The 17,667-nt window shown below is 70.9% G+C and carries 19 protein-coding genes; 13 read left to right on the top strand and 6 right to left on the bottom strand.

The window, feature by feature from the left end:
• On the top strand, positions 1-2,731 hold a 2,731-nt coding region (dnaE, locus tag IE226_RS22440), incomplete at its 5' end, for a DNA polymerase III subunit alpha (RefSeq protein WP_190083121.1).
• Between the two features lie 93 nt (positions 2,732-2,824).
• Here the strand turns inward: dnaE and IE226_RS22445 are convergent.
• Positions 2,825-3,010, bottom strand: coding sequence for a hypothetical protein (locus tag IE226_RS22445; protein ID WP_190083122.1), 186 nt, complete (start codon positions 3,008-3,010; stop codon positions 2,825-2,827).
• A 247-nt stretch (positions 3,011-3,257) separates the two neighbouring features.
• Here IE226_RS22445 and IE226_RS22450 point away from each other — a divergent pair, with 247 nt between their 5' ends.
• The 4 genes from IE226_RS22450 to IE226_RS22465 all read left to right on the top strand — a co-directional run bounded on the left by IE226_RS22450 (position 3,258) and on the right by IE226_RS22465 (position 7,431).
• Positions 3,258-4,535 (top strand): NYN domain-containing protein, encoded by a 1,278-nt coding sequence (locus IE226_RS22450; RefSeq protein WP_190083123.1) that lies wholly within the window; start codon positions 3,258-3,260, stop codon positions 4,533-4,535.
• Positions 4,536-4,687: 152 nt separating this feature from the next.
• Entirely contained in the window at positions 4,688-5,722 is a 1,035-nt protein-coding gene (locus tag IE226_RS22455) for an ABC transporter ATP-binding protein (protein ID WP_373307011.1), read from the top strand.
• 106 nt (positions 5,723-5,828) lie between these two features.
• Complete coding sequence (locus IE226_RS22460) at positions 5,829-6,647, top strand: ABC transporter permease (protein WP_190083125.1); 819 nt, start codon at positions 5,829-5,831, stop codon at positions 6,645-6,647.
• Positions 6,648-6,702: 55 nt separating this feature from the next.
• Positions 6,703-7,431 (top strand): DUF2567 domain-containing protein, encoded by a 729-nt coding sequence (locus IE226_RS22465; RefSeq protein ID WP_229871473.1) that lies wholly within the window; start codon positions 6,703-6,705, stop codon positions 7,429-7,431.
• Positions 7,432-7,479: 48 nt separating this feature from the next.
• Here the strand turns inward: IE226_RS22465 and IE226_RS45530 are convergent, their stop codons facing one another.
• The 5 genes from IE226_RS45530 to IE226_RS22490 all read right to left on the bottom strand — a co-directional run bounded on the left by IE226_RS45530 (position 7,480) and on the right by IE226_RS22490 (position 11,589).
• Positions 7,480-7,554, bottom strand: coding sequence for a hypothetical protein (locus tag IE226_RS45530; protein WP_467690357.1), 75 nt, complete (start codon positions 7,552-7,554; stop codon positions 7,480-7,482).
• 40 nt (positions 7,555-7,594) lie between these two features.
• Positions 7,595-8,107 (bottom strand): Cys-tRNA(Pro) deacylase, encoded by a 513-nt coding sequence (gene ybaK / locus IE226_RS22475; protein ID WP_190083126.1) that lies wholly within the window; start codon positions 8,105-8,107, stop codon positions 7,595-7,597.
• 17 nt (positions 8,108-8,124) lie between these two features.
• On the bottom strand, positions 8,125-8,865 hold the full coding sequence (locus IE226_RS22480) for an LON peptidase substrate-binding domain-containing protein (RefSeq protein WP_190083127.1): 741 nt from the start codon (positions 8,863-8,865) through the stop codon (positions 8,125-8,127).
• 11 nt (positions 8,866-8,876) lie between these two features.
• Entirely contained in the window at positions 8,877-9,884 is a 1,008-nt protein-coding gene (locus IE226_RS22485) for a hypothetical protein (protein ID WP_190083128.1), read from the bottom strand.
• Between the two features lie 190 nt (positions 9,885-10,074).
• A complete protein-coding gene (locus IE226_RS22490) occupies positions 10,075-11,589 on the bottom strand; it encodes an oxidoreductase (RefSeq protein ID WP_229871500.1) in 1,515 nt (504 codons plus the stop codon).
• A gap of 249 nt (positions 11,590-11,838) precedes the next feature.
• On the opposite strand from IE226_RS22490, the gene hisD reads away from it, so the two are divergent.
• From hisD to hisF, 8 genes are read left to right on the top strand one after another with little or no spacing between them, the layout of a single operon-like run.
• Positions 11,839-13,161, top strand: coding sequence for a histidinol dehydrogenase (gene hisD / locus IE226_RS22495; protein ID WP_190083130.1), 1,323 nt, complete (start codon positions 11,839-11,841; stop codon positions 13,159-13,161).
• Positions 13,158-14,276, top strand: coding sequence for a histidinol-phosphate transaminase (locus tag IE226_RS22500; protein ID WP_190083131.1), 1,119 nt, complete (start codon positions 13,158-13,160; stop codon positions 14,274-14,276). Before hisD ends, IE226_RS22500 begins: the two co-directional genes overlap by 4 nt.
• Positions 14,273-14,866, top strand: coding sequence for an imidazoleglycerol-phosphate dehydratase HisB (hisB, locus tag IE226_RS22505; protein WP_190083132.1), 594 nt, complete (start codon positions 14,273-14,275; stop codon positions 14,864-14,866). Before IE226_RS22500 ends, hisB begins: the two co-directional genes overlap by 4 nt.
• Positions 14,867-14,870: 4 nt before the next feature.
• Positions 14,871-15,035: a CG2302 family histidine operon protein gene (locus IE226_RS22510; RefSeq protein WP_190083133.1), complete on the top strand. Its 165-nt coding sequence runs from the start codon at positions 14,871-14,873 to the stop codon at positions 15,033-15,035.
• A gap of 17 nt (positions 15,036-15,052) precedes the next feature.
• Positions 15,053-15,694: an imidazole glycerol phosphate synthase subunit HisH gene (hisH, locus tag IE226_RS22515; RefSeq protein WP_190083134.1), complete on the top strand. Its 642-nt coding sequence runs from the start codon at positions 15,053-15,055 to the stop codon at positions 15,692-15,694.
• Positions 15,695-15,711: 17 nt separating this feature from the next.
• Positions 15,712-16,440 carry a bifunctional 1-(5-phosphoribosyl)-5-((5-phosphoribosylamino)methylideneamino)imidazole-4-carboxamide isomerase/phosphoribosylanthranilate isomerase PriA gene (priA, locus tag IE226_RS22520; RefSeq protein WP_190083389.1) on the top strand — a complete coding sequence of 243 codons (729 nt, stop codon included), beginning with the start codon at positions 15,712-15,714 and terminating at the stop codon, positions 16,438-16,440.
• Positions 16,437-16,844 (top strand): RidA family protein, encoded by a 408-nt coding sequence (locus IE226_RS22525; RefSeq protein ID WP_190083135.1) that lies wholly within the window; start codon positions 16,437-16,439, stop codon positions 16,842-16,844. The genes priA and IE226_RS22525 overlap by 4 nt, the downstream gene beginning before the upstream one ends.
• A complete protein-coding gene (hisF, locus tag IE226_RS22530) occupies positions 16,841-17,596 on the top strand; it encodes an imidazole glycerol phosphate synthase subunit HisF (protein WP_190083136.1) in 756 nt (251 codons plus the stop codon). Before IE226_RS22525 ends, hisF begins: the two co-directional genes overlap by 4 nt.
• Positions 17,597-17,667 lie beyond the last annotated feature (71 nt).

The following is a 17,667-nucleotide window of genomic DNA, read 5'->3' on the forward strand; positions in this document are numbered from 1 at the left end:
CTCCTCGGACGCCTGGCAGGAGGGCTGCCGCAACACGCTCCTGGTGGCCGAGCAGATCGACACGACCGGCATGTTCGAGAAGCGCGACCTGATGCCGAAGTTCGACATCCCCGAGGGCTTCACCGAGGTCACCTGGTTCCAGGAGGAGGTCCGCCGCGGCATGGAGCGCCGCTACCCGGGCGGTGTCCCCGAGGACCGGCAGCAGCAGGCCGAGTACGAGATGGACATCATCATCCAGATGGGGTTCCCGGGGTACTTCCTGGTGGTCGCCGACTTCATCATGTGGGCCAAGAACAACGGCATCGCGGTGGGCCCCGGCCGAGGCTCCGCGGCCGGCTCGATCGTCGCGTACGCCATGGGCATCACCGACCTCGACCCGATCACGCACGGCCTGATCTTCGAGCGGTTCCTCAACCCCGAGCGCGTCTCCATGCCCGATGTCGACATCGACTTCGACGAGCGCAGGCGCGTCGAGGTGATCCGGTACGTGACGGAGAAGTACGGCGCCGACAAGGTCGCCATGATCGGTACGTACGGCAAGATCAAGGCGAAGAACGCCATCAAGGACTCCGCGCGTGTGCTCGGATATCCGTACGCGATGGGCGACCGCCTCACCAAGGCGATGCCCGCCGACGTCCTCGGCAAGGGCATCGACCTCTCCGGCATCACCGACCCCAAGCACCCGCGTTACAGCGAGGCGGGCGAGATCCGGGGGATGTACGAGAACGAACCGGACGTGAAGAAGGTCATCGACACCGCCAAGGGCGTCGAGGGCCTGGTCCGGCAGATGGGTGTGCACGCGGCCGGCGTGATCATGTCCAGCGAGCCGATCGTGGACCACGCGCCGATCTGGGTGCGGCACACGGACGGCGTGACGATCACGCAGTGGGACTACCCCCAGTGCGAGTCGCTCGGCCTGCTCAAGATGGACTTCCTTGGCCTGCGCAACCTCACCATCATGGACGACGCCGTCAAGATGGTGCGCAACGACAAGGGCATCGACCTGGAGATGCTCTCGCTCCCGCTCGACGACCCCAAGACCTTCGAACTGCTCTGCCGCGGTGACACGCTCGGCGTCTTCCAGTTCGACGGCGGCCCGATGCGTTCGCTGCTCCGCCAGATGCAGCCCGACAACTTCGAGGACATTTCCGCCGTCTCGGCCCTGTACCGGCCGGGCCCGATGGGCATGAACTCGCACATCAACTACGCCGAGCGCAAGAACGGCCGCCAGGAGATCACGCCGATCCACCCGGAGCTCGAAGAGCCCCTGAAGGAGACGCTCGGCCTGACCTACGGCCTCATCGTGTACCAGGAGCAGGTGCAGAAGGCCGCGCAGATCATCGCCGGCTACTCCCTCGGCGAAGCCGACATCCTGCGCCGCGTGATGGGCAAGAAGAAGCCCGAGGAGCTGGAGAAGAACTTCGTCCTCTTCCAGGCGGGCGCCCGGAAGAACGGCTACTCGGACGCCGCGATCCAGGCCCTGTGGGACGTCCTGGTCCCCTTCGCCGGCTACGCGTTCAACAAGGCGCACTCCTCCGCGTACGGCCTCGTCACGTACTGGACCGCCTACCTCAAGGCGAACTACCCCGCCGAGTACATGGCCGCGCTTCTCACCTCGGTGAAGGACGACAAGGACAAGTCGGCCGTCTATCTGAACGAGTGCCGGCGCATGGGCATCAAGGTCCTGCCGCCCAACGTGAACGAGTCCGTGCACAACTTCGCCGCCCAGGGCGACGACGTGATCCTCTTCGGCCTGGAGGCCGTCCGGAACGTCGGCACGAACGTCGTCGAGTCGATCGTCCGCTCGCGCAAGGCCAAGGGGAAGTTCGCCTCCTTCCCCGACTACCTCGACAAGGTCGAGGCCGCCGCCTGCAACAAGCGGACCACGGAGTCGCTGATCAAGGCGGGCGCCTTCGACACGATGGGGCACACCCGCAAGGGCCTCACCGCGCAGTACGAGCCGATGATCGACAACGTCGTACAGGTCAAGCGCAAGGAAGCGGAAGGGCAGTTCGACCTCTTCGGGGGCATGGGCGACGAGAACGGCGGTGACGAGCCGGGCTTCGGGCTCGACGTGGAGTTCTCCACCGACGAGTGGGAGAAGACGTATCTCCTCGCCCAGGAGCGGGAGATGCTCGGTCTGTACGTCTCCGACCACCCCCTTTTCGGCCTGGAGCACGTGCTCTCCGACAAGGCCGACGCGGGTATCGGCCAGCTCACCGGCGGTGACTACTCGGACGGTTCGATCGTCACCATCGGCGGCATCATCTCCGGCCTCCAGCGCAAGATGACCAAGCAGGGCAACGCCTGGGCGATCGCGACCGTCGAGGACCTCGCGGGCTCCATCGAGTGCATGTTCTTCCCGGCGACGTACCAGCTGGTGTCGACCCAACTCGTCGAGGACGCCGTGGTGTTCGTCAAGGGCCGGCTCGACAAGCGCGAGGACGTGCCGCGCCTCGTCGCGATGGAGATGCAGGTCCCCGACCTGTCGAACGCGGGCACGAACGCGCCCGTCATGATCACCATCCCGACGGTGCGGGTGACCCCGCCGATGGTCAGCCGGCTCGGTGAGATTCTCAGCCATCACCGGGGCAACAGCGAGGTGCGGATCAAGCTCCAGGGGGCGCAGAAGACGACCGTGTTGCGGCTCGACCGTCACCGCGTGCAACCGGACGCCGCCCTCTTCGGTGACCTGAAGGTGCTGCTCGGAGCGTCCTGCCTGGCCGGCTAGAACCGGCCTCCGCCCGCTGGTTCCGGACGCGGACGAAGGGGCGCACCCGGAACTCCGGGTGCGCCCCTTCACGCATGTACGCCTGTGCGCGCGTCAGTTGTGGCCGAAGCGTCGCTGGTGCTTGCGGGCGACCTCCGCCGGGCTGCCCTGCGACTGAACCGAGGACTGCACCCGCTGCTCGGCCTGCTCCGCGGAGGACTTGGCCTGCTCCTGTGCCTGCTCCGCGGCCGACGCGCGGTTCTGCTCGCCGCCCTGTTTGCGGTTCTTGTTCTTGGCCATAGTGATCTTCCTCCTGAAGGAAATCTGGGGGCCAGGACGCGACCAGATTCACATATGGCGACAAGCTGCGCATTTCAGAGAATTACCGTGCGTAATAAGCCCTGTCGAACCCCTGTCGAAGAGTGAAGTGGCGATACGCCACGCCGAAGATCGAGTTCCGGCCGTTAACCTCCGCAGGGTCGGGCAGACTCGAAGAAAACCCGAACCATTGCTTCCAGGGAATCTCCAGGGAAAGAGGGTGGATCGCGTGGACCGCTGCATCGTCCTGGTGGACGCCGGGTATCTGCTGGGTGCGGCCGCGAGCCTCCTCGCGGGCGAGCCGTCCCGGTCCCGGATCACCGTCGATCACACCGCCCTGATCCAGGGCATCCGCGAGCGCGCCGAATCGGACACCGAGCGCCCTCTGCTCCGGATCTACTGGTTCGACGGCGCCCCCGACCGCGTACCCCAGCCCGAGCACCGAAGGCTGCGGGTGATGCCGCGCGTGACGGTCCGGCTCGGCGCCCTGACGCGGAGCGACGGACGGTGGGCCCAGAAGGGCGTCGACGCCGCCATGCACGCCGAGCTGACGGAACTGGCCCGCAACCGCGCCTGCTCGGACATCGTGCTCGTCACCGGCGACGGGGACCTGCTGCCCGGCATGATGGCCGCCAAGGAGCACGGCGTCGCCGTCCACCTGTGGGCCGTCCAGGCCGCCGACGGTGACTACAACCAGTCCGAGGACCTCGTGGCCGAGGCCGACGAGCGCCGCGTCCTCGACCGCGCCTGGATCACCAAGGCCGTACGCCCCAAGGAACTCACCGGCGTCTGCGCGCCAGCGCCCGTCCCGCGCCCCGAGATCGCCGCGATCCTCTCCGCGCCCCTCCCGGAGTCCGCGCTCGCGGCCAGCGCCCAGCGGGCCGCCGACGAGGCCGCGGGGGTGCACCACGGCCGGCCCGGACAGCACGGCGAGCACAACCGGCACGGCGAGGCGGGGACCAACGGCGACAGCGCCGGCGCCCACCACATCCCGCCGGGCAAGGGCGTGCCCACCCCCAAGGACCTGGCCGCCCTGCGCGGCCCCGGCACACCGGCCGCACAGCAGCCCACGAACGCCACCCTGCGCTGGTCCTCCGACAAGGGCTGGGTGGAGCGCCCCGGCGGTGCCGCCGAGAGCCCGGAGGCCGCCGCCCTGCCGACGCTCGCCCAGCTGACGACGGCCGAGCAGCGCTGGGCGGACCGCGAGGAGGACATCACCACCGTCGGCGGTGACCCCTTCGAGGTCGGGCAGGTGTTCGCGCGCCGCTGGATGGCCCGCCTGCCGGAACAGCACAACCTGCAGAAGCTCTCGACGATGTACCCGCGCATCCCGCACCGCGTCGACGGCGAGCTGCTGCGGTACGCGGCCCGCTTCGGGCTGCTCGCCCACAAGGACGACCAGATCGACGAACACGACCGGTACGCGATCCGGGCGGGCTTCTGGCGCGAGGTCGACTCCCGCACGGCGGTCGAGCACGCGCCGGTGGGCGACCGCTCCGGCGAGTGAGCCGACCGCCCGGCGTAACAGGCGATCGCTCCGGCGAGTGACCGGCCGAGCACGCCAACGGGTGACGGAGGACCACCGCAGATGACTGATACGGGGCGTACGGGGCGCCCCGGGCGCCGGACCGGGCGCCGGACCCCGTACCCTCGTCCTTCGTGAGTACGCGCTCGGCACAGGCAGTCCGACAAGGGCTCCGACAGGGTCACGGCAGTGATGCCGTCTGCGCGGTGCGCGACCTCGTCAAGACATATCCGGCCGCCCGCGGCAGGCGCGGCACGCCCGCGACGCCCGAGGTGCGCGCCACCGACGGCATCAGCCTGGACGTCAGGCGCGGCGAGATCTTCGGCCTCCTCGGGCCCAACGGCGCCGGCAAGTCCACACTCGTGCGCCAGCTGACCGGCCTGATGCGGCCCGACAGCGGAAGCGTCGAGATCCTCGGGCACGACATCCTGCGCCACCCCGAGCGGGCCGCGCGGATCCTCGCGTACCTGGGGCAGGAGTCGACCGCGCTCGACGAGCTGACCGTCTCGCTCGCCGTCGAGACGACCGCACGGCTGCGCGGCCTCGACGTGCGCGCGGCGCGGGCCGAGCGGGACGACGTACTCGAAGAGCTCGCGCTCACCCCGCTGGCCTCGCGCCCCCTGAAGAAGCTCTCCGGCGGCCAGCGCAGGCTCGCCTGCTTCGCCACCGCCCTGGTGGGGGAGCGGCCCCTGCTCGTCCTCGACGAGCCGACGACCGGCATGGACCCCATCGCGCGGCGCGCCGTCTGGGGCGCCGTCGACCGGCGCAGGGCCGAGCGCGGCACGACGGTGCTGCTCGTCACCCACAACGTCATCGAGGCCGAGACGGTCATGGACCGCGTCGCCGTCCTCGACCACGGCAAGGTCATCGCCTGCGACAGCCCCGTCGGGCTGAAGGAGCAGGTCGCGGGCGAGGTGCGGGTGGAGCTCGTGTGGCGGGAGCGGGCGCCGCTCGACGTCCCCGAGGTCGCCGCACTGCGCTCGTCCGCGGTCGAGTCCGGTCGGCGGTGGTCGCTGCGGCTCGCCCCCGACGAGGCGCGGGCCGCCGTCGCGGCGGTCACCGGCGGGGCCGCCTTCGCCGCGTTGGACGACTTCACCCTGGCCACACCGAGCCTGGAGGACGTGTATCTCGCACTGGGCGGCAACGGCGAAGGGCTGGTGAAGGCATGACCTTCGCCGTACGGACGAACCGCGGCCGGACGAACCGCAGCCGGTCGAACAGCAGCAGCCGGTCGAACAGCAGCAGCCGGACGAACAGCAACAGGAGGGTCGTTCGGTGAGCGCCGTTCCCCTGGAAGCCGCGGTACGGGCCGACGACCGCGAGCGGACGGCCGAAGCCGCCGCGCCCCTCGGACCCCGCGCGCGGCTCTTTCCCGCGCTCGCGGCCGTCTACCGGGCGCAGCTGTCCCGGGCGCGGGTCGCGCGGATTCCGCTGCTCTTCGTGGCCACCTTCCAGTCCGTCGGGATCATGATCCTGATGCGGGGCGTCGTCGACGGGGGCGACGAGGCGCGTGCCGTCGTCGCCGGTTCCTCCGTGCTCGTCGTCGCCTTCGTCGCGCTCAACCTGCTCGCGCAGTACTTCGGGCAGCTGCGGGCCGACGGCGGCCTCGACCACTACGCCACGCTGCCCGTACCGCCCGCCGCGGTGGTCCTCGGCGCGGCGGGCGCCTACGCCTCGTTCACCGTGCCGGGCACCGTCGTCACCGCGGTCGTCGGGTGCGGCCTCTTCGGGCTTCCGCTGGGGCACCTGTGGGTGCTCGCCGCCGTGATCCCGCTGGCCGGTGCCGCGCTCGCCGGGCTCGGTGCCGCCCTCGGCCTTCTCGCACCGCGGCCCGAACTGGCCACGCTGCTCGGGCAGCTCGGCATGTCGGCGGCGCTGCTGCTCGGCGTGCTCCCGGCCGAGCGGATGCCGGGCGTCCTGCAGTACGCGCGTGACCTGCTGCCCTCGACGTACGGGGTCGAGGCGTTCGCCCGTACGTTTGGGCCGCACCCGGACTGGGCGGCCGTCGCCCTGGATCTCGCGGTCTGCGCGGGGGTCGGCGTCGCCTCGCTCGCGATCGCCACCTGGGCGTACCGCCGCGCGGCCGTACGCTGACGCTGCCCCGCTGTGCGGTGAAGCGGTAATCAGGTAGTACTGGCACCATGTGTGGGTGACTGCACCGCTGACGCCCTCCCAACCGCCCCACGGCCGTCCCCCGCACGACCCCTGGCAGCAGACTGCCCAGCCTTCCGGAGCCGTTTCCTCTCCGGCGGACGAGGAGGACGGTCCCGGCATGAAGACCGAAGTGCGGCAGGCCGTAGTGATCATGGTCGCGATCGCGGTCTGCGGTGTTCTGCTCGGCCTTCTGTGGCTGTGGCTCGCGCCGCGCGTCCCGCTGGTGGCCGACGACAAGGCGGTGTACCTCAAGGACACCGAGGGGGAGCAGGCGATCGGGGTCGACGGATCGTTCGCCCTGCTCGCGCTCGCCTTCGGCGCGGTGACCGGCGCCGTGGTCTTCCTGTTGCGCAAGCGCGGCGGAATTCCGCTGGTCGTCGGGCTCACGGCAGGCGGTCTCCTCGGGGCCGTGATCGCCTGGCGGCTCGGCATCTTCCTCGGGCCCGGGACGGATGTCGCCGCCCACGCGAAGTCCGTGGGCGAGGGCGTCGCGTTCGACGCTCCCCTGGAGCTCAAGGCGAAGGGCGCTCTCCTCGCCTGGCCCGTGGCCGCGCTGCTCGTGCACCTGGGTCTGACCGGACTCTTCGGTCCGCGCGACCCCGAGCCCTACCCCCTGCCCTACGGAGACACCGCGCCCTACGACAACGCGGCTCCCTACGGCGACGCCGCGCCCTACGGGGAGCCCGGCCGGGCCGACGGCCGCCCGGACTCCGCCGGGGCGTGAGAGACCGGCGTGCGGGCGCCCCGGACGCCGGCCGGTGTTCCGCCGGTGTCAGGCGGGGCGCCTCCCGTGGTTCGCCTTGCCCTTGCGTACCCGCCACTTCCTCTTGCGCGTCTTCTTCGACATGAGGGTGGTACTAGTCGAGCCGACGGGCCCCGTCGAGGGCCTATTCACGCCCGATCGGGGCCAGTACCGCGTCCGTGAGGCGGGCCAGGTCGCCGGGGGCCAGCTCCACTTCCAGGCCCCTGCGGCCCGCCGACACGCAGATCGTGGCGTGCGACGAGGCCGAGTCGTCGAGGACGGTGCGCAGCTTCCTGCGCTGGCCGAGGGGGGAGATGCCGCCCCGTACGTAACCCGTGGTGCGTTCGGCGGCGGCGGGGTCCGCCATCACCGCGCGCTTGCCCGAGACCGCCGCGGCCAGGGCCTTGAGGTCCAGCGTGCCCGCCACGGGGACCACGGCGACCGTCAGCTCGCCGTCGACCTCCGCGACCAGGGTCTTGAAGACCCGGTCGGGGGAGACCCCCATGGCCTGCGCCGCCTCCTCGCCGTACGAGGGGTGGGCGGGGTCGTGTTCGTAGGCGTGGACGGTGTACGCGGTGCCCGCCGCCGTGAGGGCGACCGTCGCGGGGGTGCCGCCCGTGCCCGACTGCTTGTGCTGCTTCTTCTGCTTCTTCGCCAAAGCGCTCGCGCCTTACGTCAGTTGAGGCTTGTCGTGCCGCGCGTGAGGTCCGTCGCGGGCAACGACGGCAGATTACGGATGATCGCGGTCTCGGCGCGAAGGACTTTCAGCTCCTCGTGCAGGCGCGACGCCGTGTCCGGCGCCTCCAGGAGCCGCTGCTTGGTGGGGGTGTCCAGGACGGCCGCCGCCGCGACCAGGTACGACACCACGGACGGGTCGTCCGGCAGCTCGGCGCCCGTGGACAGGGACCGCTCCCGCGCTCCCGCAAGCCGCTTCTGGTAGGCGCGGAACGCCCGCAGGACGCCCTCGGCGAGGGTGCCGGCCTCCTCGCCCGGTTCCTCCGGCAGCTCCTCGACCTCGGCGGTCAGGAAGGCGCCCGACGCGTCGACCGAGTGCAGGCGCACGCGTGAGGTGCCGGTGGCAAGGACCTCGAAGCCGCCGTCGGCGCGCTCCCTGATCGTCGCCGCGTCCGCCACGCAGCCCACCGCGTGGAAGGCCCTGAGCGGGTCGTCGCCGAAGCCGGCGGTCGGTCCCTGCTCGGGCTGTGCGGTGGGGTCCGGGAGGCCGGGCGCGCTCGGCGCCACCTCCAGGCCGTCGCGGATCGCGACGACGGCGAAGAGGCGCTGCTCCTCTTCGGGGGTCTTGAGCAGGTCGCGCATCATGGCGCGATAACGCTCCTCGAACACGTTCAGCGGGAGTACGAGCCCCGGGAACAGCACCGAGTTGAGCGGGAAGAGCGGAAGCCGGACGGTGGTCACGAGCCTGAAGCCTAATGGTCGCCGGAGTCCGTACGTCCGCCGCCGGTGCGCAGCGGGGTCGTGGAGGCCACCTCGATGCGGATGCCGTCGCGCAGTTCCAGGAACTGGCCGAGCGGGTCGTCGGACATGCGGTCCCAGGGGAAGGACGTCGCGTAGGGCCCGATGAGGCGCACCTGTTCGAGGGCATCGCTCCACCGCTCCAGGCGCACGAGGACGTACGTGAGGACGTTGCGGACCTCCGCGGGCCAGGGATCACCGGCCTCGTACTCACGGGACAGGGCGATCCCGAGGTCGGCCGCGGCGTCCAGGCGCTCGCGCGGCACGCTCCCCGACGCGCTGGTGAGGTAGGCGAACGCGGCCCGCGCGGGCAGCGCCTGGATCAGCGAGCCGGGCAGTGCGTCCCGCGCCGCCTGCTCGGCGAAGTCGAAGCACTGGCGGTGCGAGCCGTACCAGGCCGCCGACAGGTACCGCAGCGCCGAGGCGTGGCAGCCGTAGTGGTGCGGGGAGCGCCGTACCGCCTCGGTCCGCAGCGTGTCGAAGACCGAGTGCGGGGCATGGGTGCCGCGCGCGTGGTCCAGGGCGATCCGCCACGGCACGGGGTCGCGCGGGTCCGCCTCGGCGGCGGCGGTGATCAGGGGCGCCGTCTCGCGCAGCAGCTCGGCACGGGCGGGCGACTCCCAGCCGCGGACCACGGCGAGCTCGGCCTTGACGAGCAGCGCGTCCGGATCGTGCGGCGCCGCGCACTGCCAGTCGTCGAACCACTCGGGGCGGGAGCGGGCGAAGGCCGCGAGGCGCGTGGTGTAGCGGTCGCGGTTCTCCCATTCGTTGTCCTCGCGGGTCATGGCGAGGAGCTTGGCGGCGGGGTCGTAGTCGCCCCGGCCCGCGGCGACGAGCGCCGGGCCGAGCCGGTCGTCGGGTGCGTCGAGGAGCACCTCGTCGTCGGGGGTCAGGCCGGCGGCGAGGAGTGGTGTGTTCCTGACCATGCGTGCGGTGCGGATCAGGGCGCGCAGGAATGCCATCGTGTGGGTATTGAAAGCCGCAGGTCGGGGCAGTACCAGAGGATGGCGGGTGAAGCTTTCGCATCGATCGGCCGGTTGCCTGACACATGGTCAAGGGAAAGTAAAATCTCTGGCCCCGAGTGGGCACCGGCGGGTGCCGGTGGGCCCTGAGGGGCCCTGAGGGGTGCTGAGGGCCGCTGAGGTGCCGCCATCAGTTCCTGCGCAGCAGCCTCGTCGCCCCCGCCGCGACCGTCGTCGCGAGAACCCAGCCGAGCAGGATGAGGATCGCCGCGAACCACTGCCAGATGCCGCGCAACTGCCAGTAGCTGTCCTGGCCGAGGTTGATCACCGGGAGCAGCAGGTCGAGCGAGAAGAGCGCGGGGTTCCAGTTCGGGTGCTCGCCCGGTTTGATCGCCGGGTGCTCGGAGTGCGCGAAGGCCACCGCGCTCACCGCCCAGAGCACGGCCATCCAGAGGGCGGCCCGGCCCGGCCGGTAGCCGTACGCCACCGTCCAGTCCTGGGCGAAGCCCCAGAGCTTGGCGGCCAGGGGCAGGGTCTCGCGGCGCCGGCGCTGCTTGGCGAGCAGGACCTCGCGGGCGTCGGCGTCCTCGCCGCCGTTGCGCAGGACGGCGGCCAGCTTCTCGTACGGCTCGGGGTTGTACTCGGCGGTCGCCGCCGCCACCCAGGCCAGCCGCCGGGAGAGCGGGAAACTGCCCTGCGGGACGAGGTTCTCGTAGCTGAAGCCGCCCATCTGGAGGCCGCCGGGTCCCGGCCAGCTGGTCGACTTGTCGATCAGCGTGACGATCTTGGCGCCGGACAGAATGATCTTGCCGCGCTGCGGGGCCTCGCCGAGGAAGCGCAGCTCGGGGGTCTGGACGCGGCGCAGCGAGACTTCCTGGTCGTTCTCCAGGGTGAAGCGCGCCTGGGCCAGGTCGACGGCGTCCCCGAAACGCCCGTCGTCGAGCCGCAGGCCGCCCTGGCACTCGAAGCGCTGGACGCGGGTGCCGCGCGGGGGAGTCGTGCCGCTGGTCATGGGGGGATCGCCGAGCGCGGACGGCGTCATGTACAGCGTGCGCTCCACGGACATCTGCGGGGCGTTCAGCGCCCGCGGGCCGTACGGATTGGCGAGCTTGCTGCCGCGCAGGCTGAAGGAGACGCCGATCTTCGCGCCGCGCAGGCTCAGCTGGCCGTGCGACTCCATCATCTCGGCCTGCAGGTCCTGCCCGACCGAGAGCCCGTCGCCCATGATCGAGTTGCCGCGCCGGTCGCGGTAGATCACGGCCTGGTTGATCAGCAGGTCGGTGCCGATCTGGGCGTCCGTGAGGCGCATGCCGTTGTGGATGCGGCAGCGCGGCAGATGCAGGTCGCCCTCCGTGTGCACGCGGGCCGCCTCCACGCGCGGGATCGAGCAGTTGACCAGGCGCAGGGTGGTGAACTTGGCCTCCGGGACCAGGATCTCCTTCTCGAAGCGGCAGTGCTTCAGTTCGGCGTAGGGAAGGATCTCGCCGCCCGCCAGATCCAGTACGTCCGTGATCTGGAGCCCCGAGAGCTTCAGCGACGAGACCCGGCCCGCGAGCGCGGGCGGCCCCTCCAGGAGCAGCCAGCACACGATGCGCGCGCGCACACTGCGTTCCGGGCCCCAGGGGTGGCCGCCGTGCGGATCGTCCGCCATCGGGTCCCCCGACCTGAGGTCGTAGACGCTGCCGTTGCGGAAGGCCTGCCACATGCCGATCTCGGCCGCGGTCAGTCCATCCGGCGGGTCCCCGGTGCCGGTGCCGTCGACCACTGCTGTTGTCCTCCCCGTACCGCGATCTGGTACCGCAATCCCGTGTGCGATGTGCCGCTGTCTCGTACACCTGTTTCATGCCCGTTCAGTGACGGGCTGAACGCTAGTGGTGAACGGGTCTTCCGGGATCTATATCAGCCAGTGATACGGGCGTCCGACCCGGAATGACGGTCTGAGAGAATTGGCCATGTGATCTCCCGAATCGATCTGCGCGGCGACGCCCTCCCCGAGGGTCCCGCCCTGCGCGCCCTGCTGCCCCGTGCCGACTTCGACGTCGCGGCCGCCCTGGAGAAGGTGCGGCCCATCTGCGAGGACGTGCATCATCGTGGCGACGCGGCGCTGATCGAATACGCGGAGAAGTTCGACGGGGTACAGCTGACGCAGGTCCGCGTCCCCGCGACCGCCATCGCCGAGGCCCTGGCCGGCCTCGACCCGGTCGTCCGCGAGGCGCTGGAGGAGTCGATCAGGCGTGCCCGCGTCGTCCACGCCGAGCAGCGCCGCGCCCCGCACACCACCCAAGTCGTGCCCGGCGGCTCGGTCACCGAGAAGTGGGTGCCGGTCGAGCGTGTCGGGCTCTACGCCCCGGGCGGCCGGTCCGTCTACCCCTCCTCCGTGATCATGAACGCGGTCCCGGCGCAGGAGGCGGGCGTCGAGTCGATGGCGCTCGCGTCCCCGCCGCAGAAGGAGTTCGGCGGACTTCCGCACCCCACGATTTTGGCCGCCTGCGCCCTCCTCGGCATCGACGAGGTGTACGCGGTCGGCGGCGCCCAGGCCGTCGCGATGTTCGCGTACGGCACCGAGACCTGCGCGCCGGCGAACATGGTCACGGGCCCCGGCAACATCTGGGTCGCCGCGGCCAAGCGCTACTTCACCGGGCGCATCGGCATCGACACCGAAGCGGGCCCCACCGAGATCGCGGTCCTCGCCGACGACACGGCCGACGCCGTGCACGTCGCGTCCGACCTGATCAGCCAGGCCGAGCACGACCCGCTCGCCGCCGCCGTGCTCGTCACCGACTCCCTGGCCCTCGCCGACGCGGTCGTCAAGGAGCTGGAGCCGCAGGTCGCGGCGACCAAGCACGTCGAGGACCGGATCGCCCCCGCCCTCGCGGGCAGACAGTCCGCGATCGTCCTGGTCGACGGCCTGGAGGAGGGCCTGCGCGTCGTCGACGCGTACGGCGCCGAGCACCTGGAGATCCAGACCGCGGACGCCGCGGCCGTCGCGGACCGGGTGAAGAACGCGGGCGCGATCTTCGTCGGCCCCTGGGCCCCCGTCTCCCTCGGCGACTACTGCGCGGGCTCCAACCACGTCCTGCCGACGGGCGGCTGCGCCTGCCACTCCTCGGGGCTCAGCGTCCAGTCGTTCCTGCGCGGCATCCACATCGTGGACTACTCCAGGGACGCGCTCGCCGACGTCGCCCACCACGTGGTGACGCTGGCGGAGGCCGAGGACCTGCCCGCGCACGGTGCGGCCGTGAAGGCCCGCTTCGGATGGAAGGTGCCGAACCAGTGACCGTCCGGATCGACGACCTCCCCGTACGCGACGAACTGCGCGGCAAGTCCCCCTACGGCGCGCCCCAGCTCGACGTACCCGTACGCCTGAACACGAACGAGAATCCGTACCCCCTCCCCGAGCCGCTCGTCGAGCGCATCGCCGAGCGGGTCCGCGAGGCGGCCCGCGACCTCAACCGCTACCCCGACCGGGACGCCGTGGAGCTCCGCACGGAGCTCGCCCGCTACCTCACGCGCACCGGCGGCCACGAGGTCACCCTCGCGAACGTGTGGGCGGCCAACGGATCGAACGAGGTCATCCAGCAGCTGCTCCAGACCTTCGGCGGCCCCGGCCGCACTGCCATCGGCTTCGAGCCCTCGTACTCGATGCACGGCCTCATCGCGCGCGGCACCGGCACGGGCTGGATCTCTGGCCCCCGCGGCGAGGACTTCACGATCGACGTCGAGGCGGCGACGAAGGCCGTCGCCGAGAACCAGCCCGACGTCGTCTTCATCACCACCCCCAACAACCCCACGGGCAACGCCGTCTCGGCCGACACGGTCCTCGCGCTCTACGAAGCCGCGCAGGCCGCCAAGCCGTCGATGGTCGTGGTCGACGAGGCCTACGTCGAGTTCAGCCACGGCGACTCGCTGCTCCCGCTGCTCGCGGGCCGGCCGCATCTCGTCGTCTCCCGCACCATGTCGAAGGCCTTCGGGGCGGCCGGGCTGCGCCTGGGCTACCTCGCCGCCGACCCCGCGGTCGTCGACGCCGTGCAGCTCGTACGCCTGCCGTACCACCTCTCGGCCGTCACGCAGGCAACGGCGCTCGCCGCCCTGGAGCACACCGACACGCTCCTGAAGTACGTCGAGCAGCTGAAGCGGGAGCGCGACCGCCTGGTGAGCGAGCTGCGCGCGATCGGCTACGAAGTGACCGACTCCGACGCCAACTTCGTCCAGTTCGGGCGGTTCGAGGGCGAAGGGGCCGCCCACGCCGTCTGGCAGAAGATCCTCGACCGGGGCGTCCTGGTCCGGGACAACGGAGTGCCGGGGTGGCTGCGGGTCTCCGCGGGAACCCCCGCCGAAAACGACGCGTTCCTCGATGCGGTACGCGAACTCAAGAAGGAGCAGCAGGCATGAGCCGCGTTGGACGGGTCGAACGGACCACCAAGGAGACCTCGGTCCTCGTCGAGATCGATCTCGACGGCAAGGGCGAGGTGGCGGTATCCACAGGGGTCGGCTTCTACGACCACATGCTCGACCAGCTCGGCCGCCACGGCCTCTTCGACCTCACGGTCAAGACCGAGGGCGACCTGCACATCGACACCCACCACACCATCGAGGACACCGCACTCGCCCTGGGCGCCGCCTTCAGGCAGGCGCTCGGCGACAAGGTCGGCATCTACCGCTTCGGCAACTGCACGGTCCCGCTCGACGAGTCGCTCGCTCAGGTGACCGTCGACCTCAGCGGCCGTCCGTACCTCGTGCACACCGAGCCCGAGAACATGGCGCCGATGATCGGCACGTACGACACGACGATGACCCGGCACATCCTGGAGTCCTTCGTCGCACAGGCGCAGATCGCCCTGCACGTGCACGTGCCCTACGGCCGCAACGCCCACCACATCGTGGAGTGCCAGTTCAAGGCCCTGGCCCGCGCCCTGCGTTACGCCTCCGAGCGTGACCCGCGCGCCGCCGGGATCCTTCCCTCCACGAAGGGCGCGCTGTAAAGCCATGACCGGCCTCAACACCGTTCTGATCGTCGTCGGTCTCTTCCTGATCGGCGGCATCATCTCCTTCGTCAAGCAGGGGATGCCGAAAAGCCTGATCGCGCTGCTCTCCATCGGCGCGGCCATGTGCCTCGTCGCGGGAATCCTGCGACTCGACTACTGGAACTGAGGGGAGCTGATCCACGTATGACCGCTCCCAAGAAGGTCGTCGTCTTCGACTACGGCTTCGGGAACGTCCGTTCCGCCGAGCGTGCCCTCGCGCGCGCGGGTGCGGACGTAGAGATCACCCGTGACTACGACAAGGCCATGGCCGCCGACGGCCTCCTCGTCCCCGGCGTCGGGGCCTTCGCCGCCTGCATGCAGGGGCTCAGGGAGGCGCGCGGCGACTGGATCGTGGGCCGCAGGCTCGCGGGCGGCCGGCCCGTGATGGGCATCTGCGTCGGCATGCAGATCCTTTTCGCGCGCGGCATCGAGCACGACGTGGAGGCCGAGGGCCTCGACGAGTGGCCCGGCACCGTCGAGCCGCTGAAGGCCGACATCGTCCCGCACATGGGCTGGAACACCGTCCAGGCCCCCGAGGGCTCGCAGCTGTTCGCGGGCCTCGACGCCGACGCCCGCTACTACTTCGTGCACTCGTACGCCGTGCACCACTGGGACTTCGAGGTCGGCAACCCCTCCTTCCGCGCGCCCAAGGTCGCCTGGACCACGCACGGCGAGCCCTTCGTGGCCGCCGTCGAGAACGGCGCGCTGTGGGCCACGCAGTTCCACCCCGAGAAGTCCGGCGACGCCGGTGCCCAGCTCCTCACCAACTGGATCGGAACCCTCTAGGAATGTCAGGGACCTCTGTGAGCAAGCTCGAACTCCTTCCCGCCGTCGACGTCCGCGACGGCCAGGCCGTACGCCTCGTCCATGGCGAGTCCGGCTCTGAGACCTCCTACGGCTCCCCGCTGGAGGCCGCCCTCTCCTGGCAGCGGTCGGGCGCCGAGTGGCTGCACCTGGTGGACCTGGACGCCGCGTTCGGCACCGGCGACAACCGCGCGCTGATCGCCGAGGTCGCGGGCGCCATGGACATCAAGGTCGAACTGTCCGGCGGCATCCGCGACGACGCGTCCCTGGAGGCCGCGCTCGCCACCGGCTGCACGCGTGTGAACCTCGGTACGGCCGCCCTGGAGACCCCGGAATGGGTCGCCAAGATCATCGCCTCGCACGGCGACAAGATCGCCGTCGGCCTCGACGTCCGCGGCACCACCCTGCGCGGCCGCGGCTGGACCCGCGACGGCGGCGACCTCTACGAGACCCTGGCGCGCCTCGACTCCGAGGGCTGCGCCCGCTATGTCGTCACCGACATCGCCAAGGACGGCACGTTGCAGGGCCCGAACCTGGAGCTGCTGCGCAACGTCTGCGCGGCGACGGACCGCCCCGTGGTCGCGTCGGGCGGCGTCTCGTCCCTGGACGACCTGCGCGCGATCGCCGAGCTCGTCCCGCAGGGCGTCGAGGGCGCGATCGTCGGCAAGGCGCTGTACGCGAAGGCCTTCACGCTCGAAGAGGCCCTGGCCGCGGTGGCCGCGTCATGAGTGACGTCGTGCGCAGGGTGAGCTCGGGCGGACCGTGGGAGGAGACCATCGGCTACTCCCGCGCCGTCGAGCTGCCCAACGGCCTCGTACTGGTCTCGGGCTGCACGTCGGTGGTGAACGGCGTCATAGACGCCGGAACCCCCTACGAGCAGGCCGTGAACGCCTTCCAGGTCGCCTTCGACGCCCTGAAGAAGCTGGGCCTCGGCCGGGAGCACGTCGTACGCACCCGCATGTATCTGACCCACGCACGCGACGTGGAGGAGGTCGGCCGGGCCCACAAGGAACTCTTCGACGACGTCCGCCCCGCCGCGTCGATGCTCATCGTCTCCGGCTTCGTCGACCCGAGCCTGGTCGTCGAGGTCGAGGTGGAGGCCTACGGCCCGAGGGCGGGTGAGCGGGAATGACGCTCTCCGTACGGGTGATCCCCTGCCTCGACGTGGACAACGGCCGCGTCGTCAAGGGCGTCAACTTCCAGAACCTGCGCGACGCGGGCGACCCCGTCGAGATGGCCAAGGTGTACGACGCCGAGGGCGCCGACGAACTCACCTTCCTGGACATCACCGCGTCCTCCGGCAACCGCGAGACCACGTACGACGTGGTCCGGCGCACCGCCGAGCAGGTCTTCATCCCGCTCACGGTGGGCGGCGGCGTCCGCACGGCGGATGACGTCGACAAACTGCTGCGGGCGGGTGCGGACAAGGTCGGGGTCAACACGGCCGCGATCGCACGCCCGGAGCTGATCCGCGAGATCGCGGAGCGTTTCGGCCGCCAGGTGCTCGTGCTCTCGGTCGACGCCCGGCGTACGTCCTCGGGCTCCTTCGAGGTCACGACGCACGGCGGCCGCAAGTCCGCCGGGATCGACGCCGTCGAATGGGCGCACCGCGCCGCCGAGCTGGGCGCGGGCGAGATCCTGCTCAACTCGATGGACGCGGACGGCACAAAGGACGGCTACGACATCGAGATGATCGCGGCGGTACGGCGCCACGTCACCGTCCCTGTTATCGCGTCCGGCGGCGCGGGCCGCCTGGACCACTTCCCGCCCGCGATCGAGGCGGGCGCGGACGCGGTCCTCGCGGCCTCGGTCTTCCACTTCGGGGATCTGCGGATCGGCGAGGTGAAGGACACGCTGCGGGAGGCGGGACGCCCCGTTCGCTGAGCGGTTCGCGCGCTTGAGCCCTGGCCACCGAGTGGCCAGGGCTCTCTGCCGCCGAGATGCGAAAGAAAACT

The organism is Streptomyces longisporoflavus (assembly GCF_014649775.1).
Lineage (GTDB): Bacteria > Actinomycetota > Actinomycetes > Streptomycetales > Streptomycetaceae > Streptomyces > Streptomyces longisporoflavus.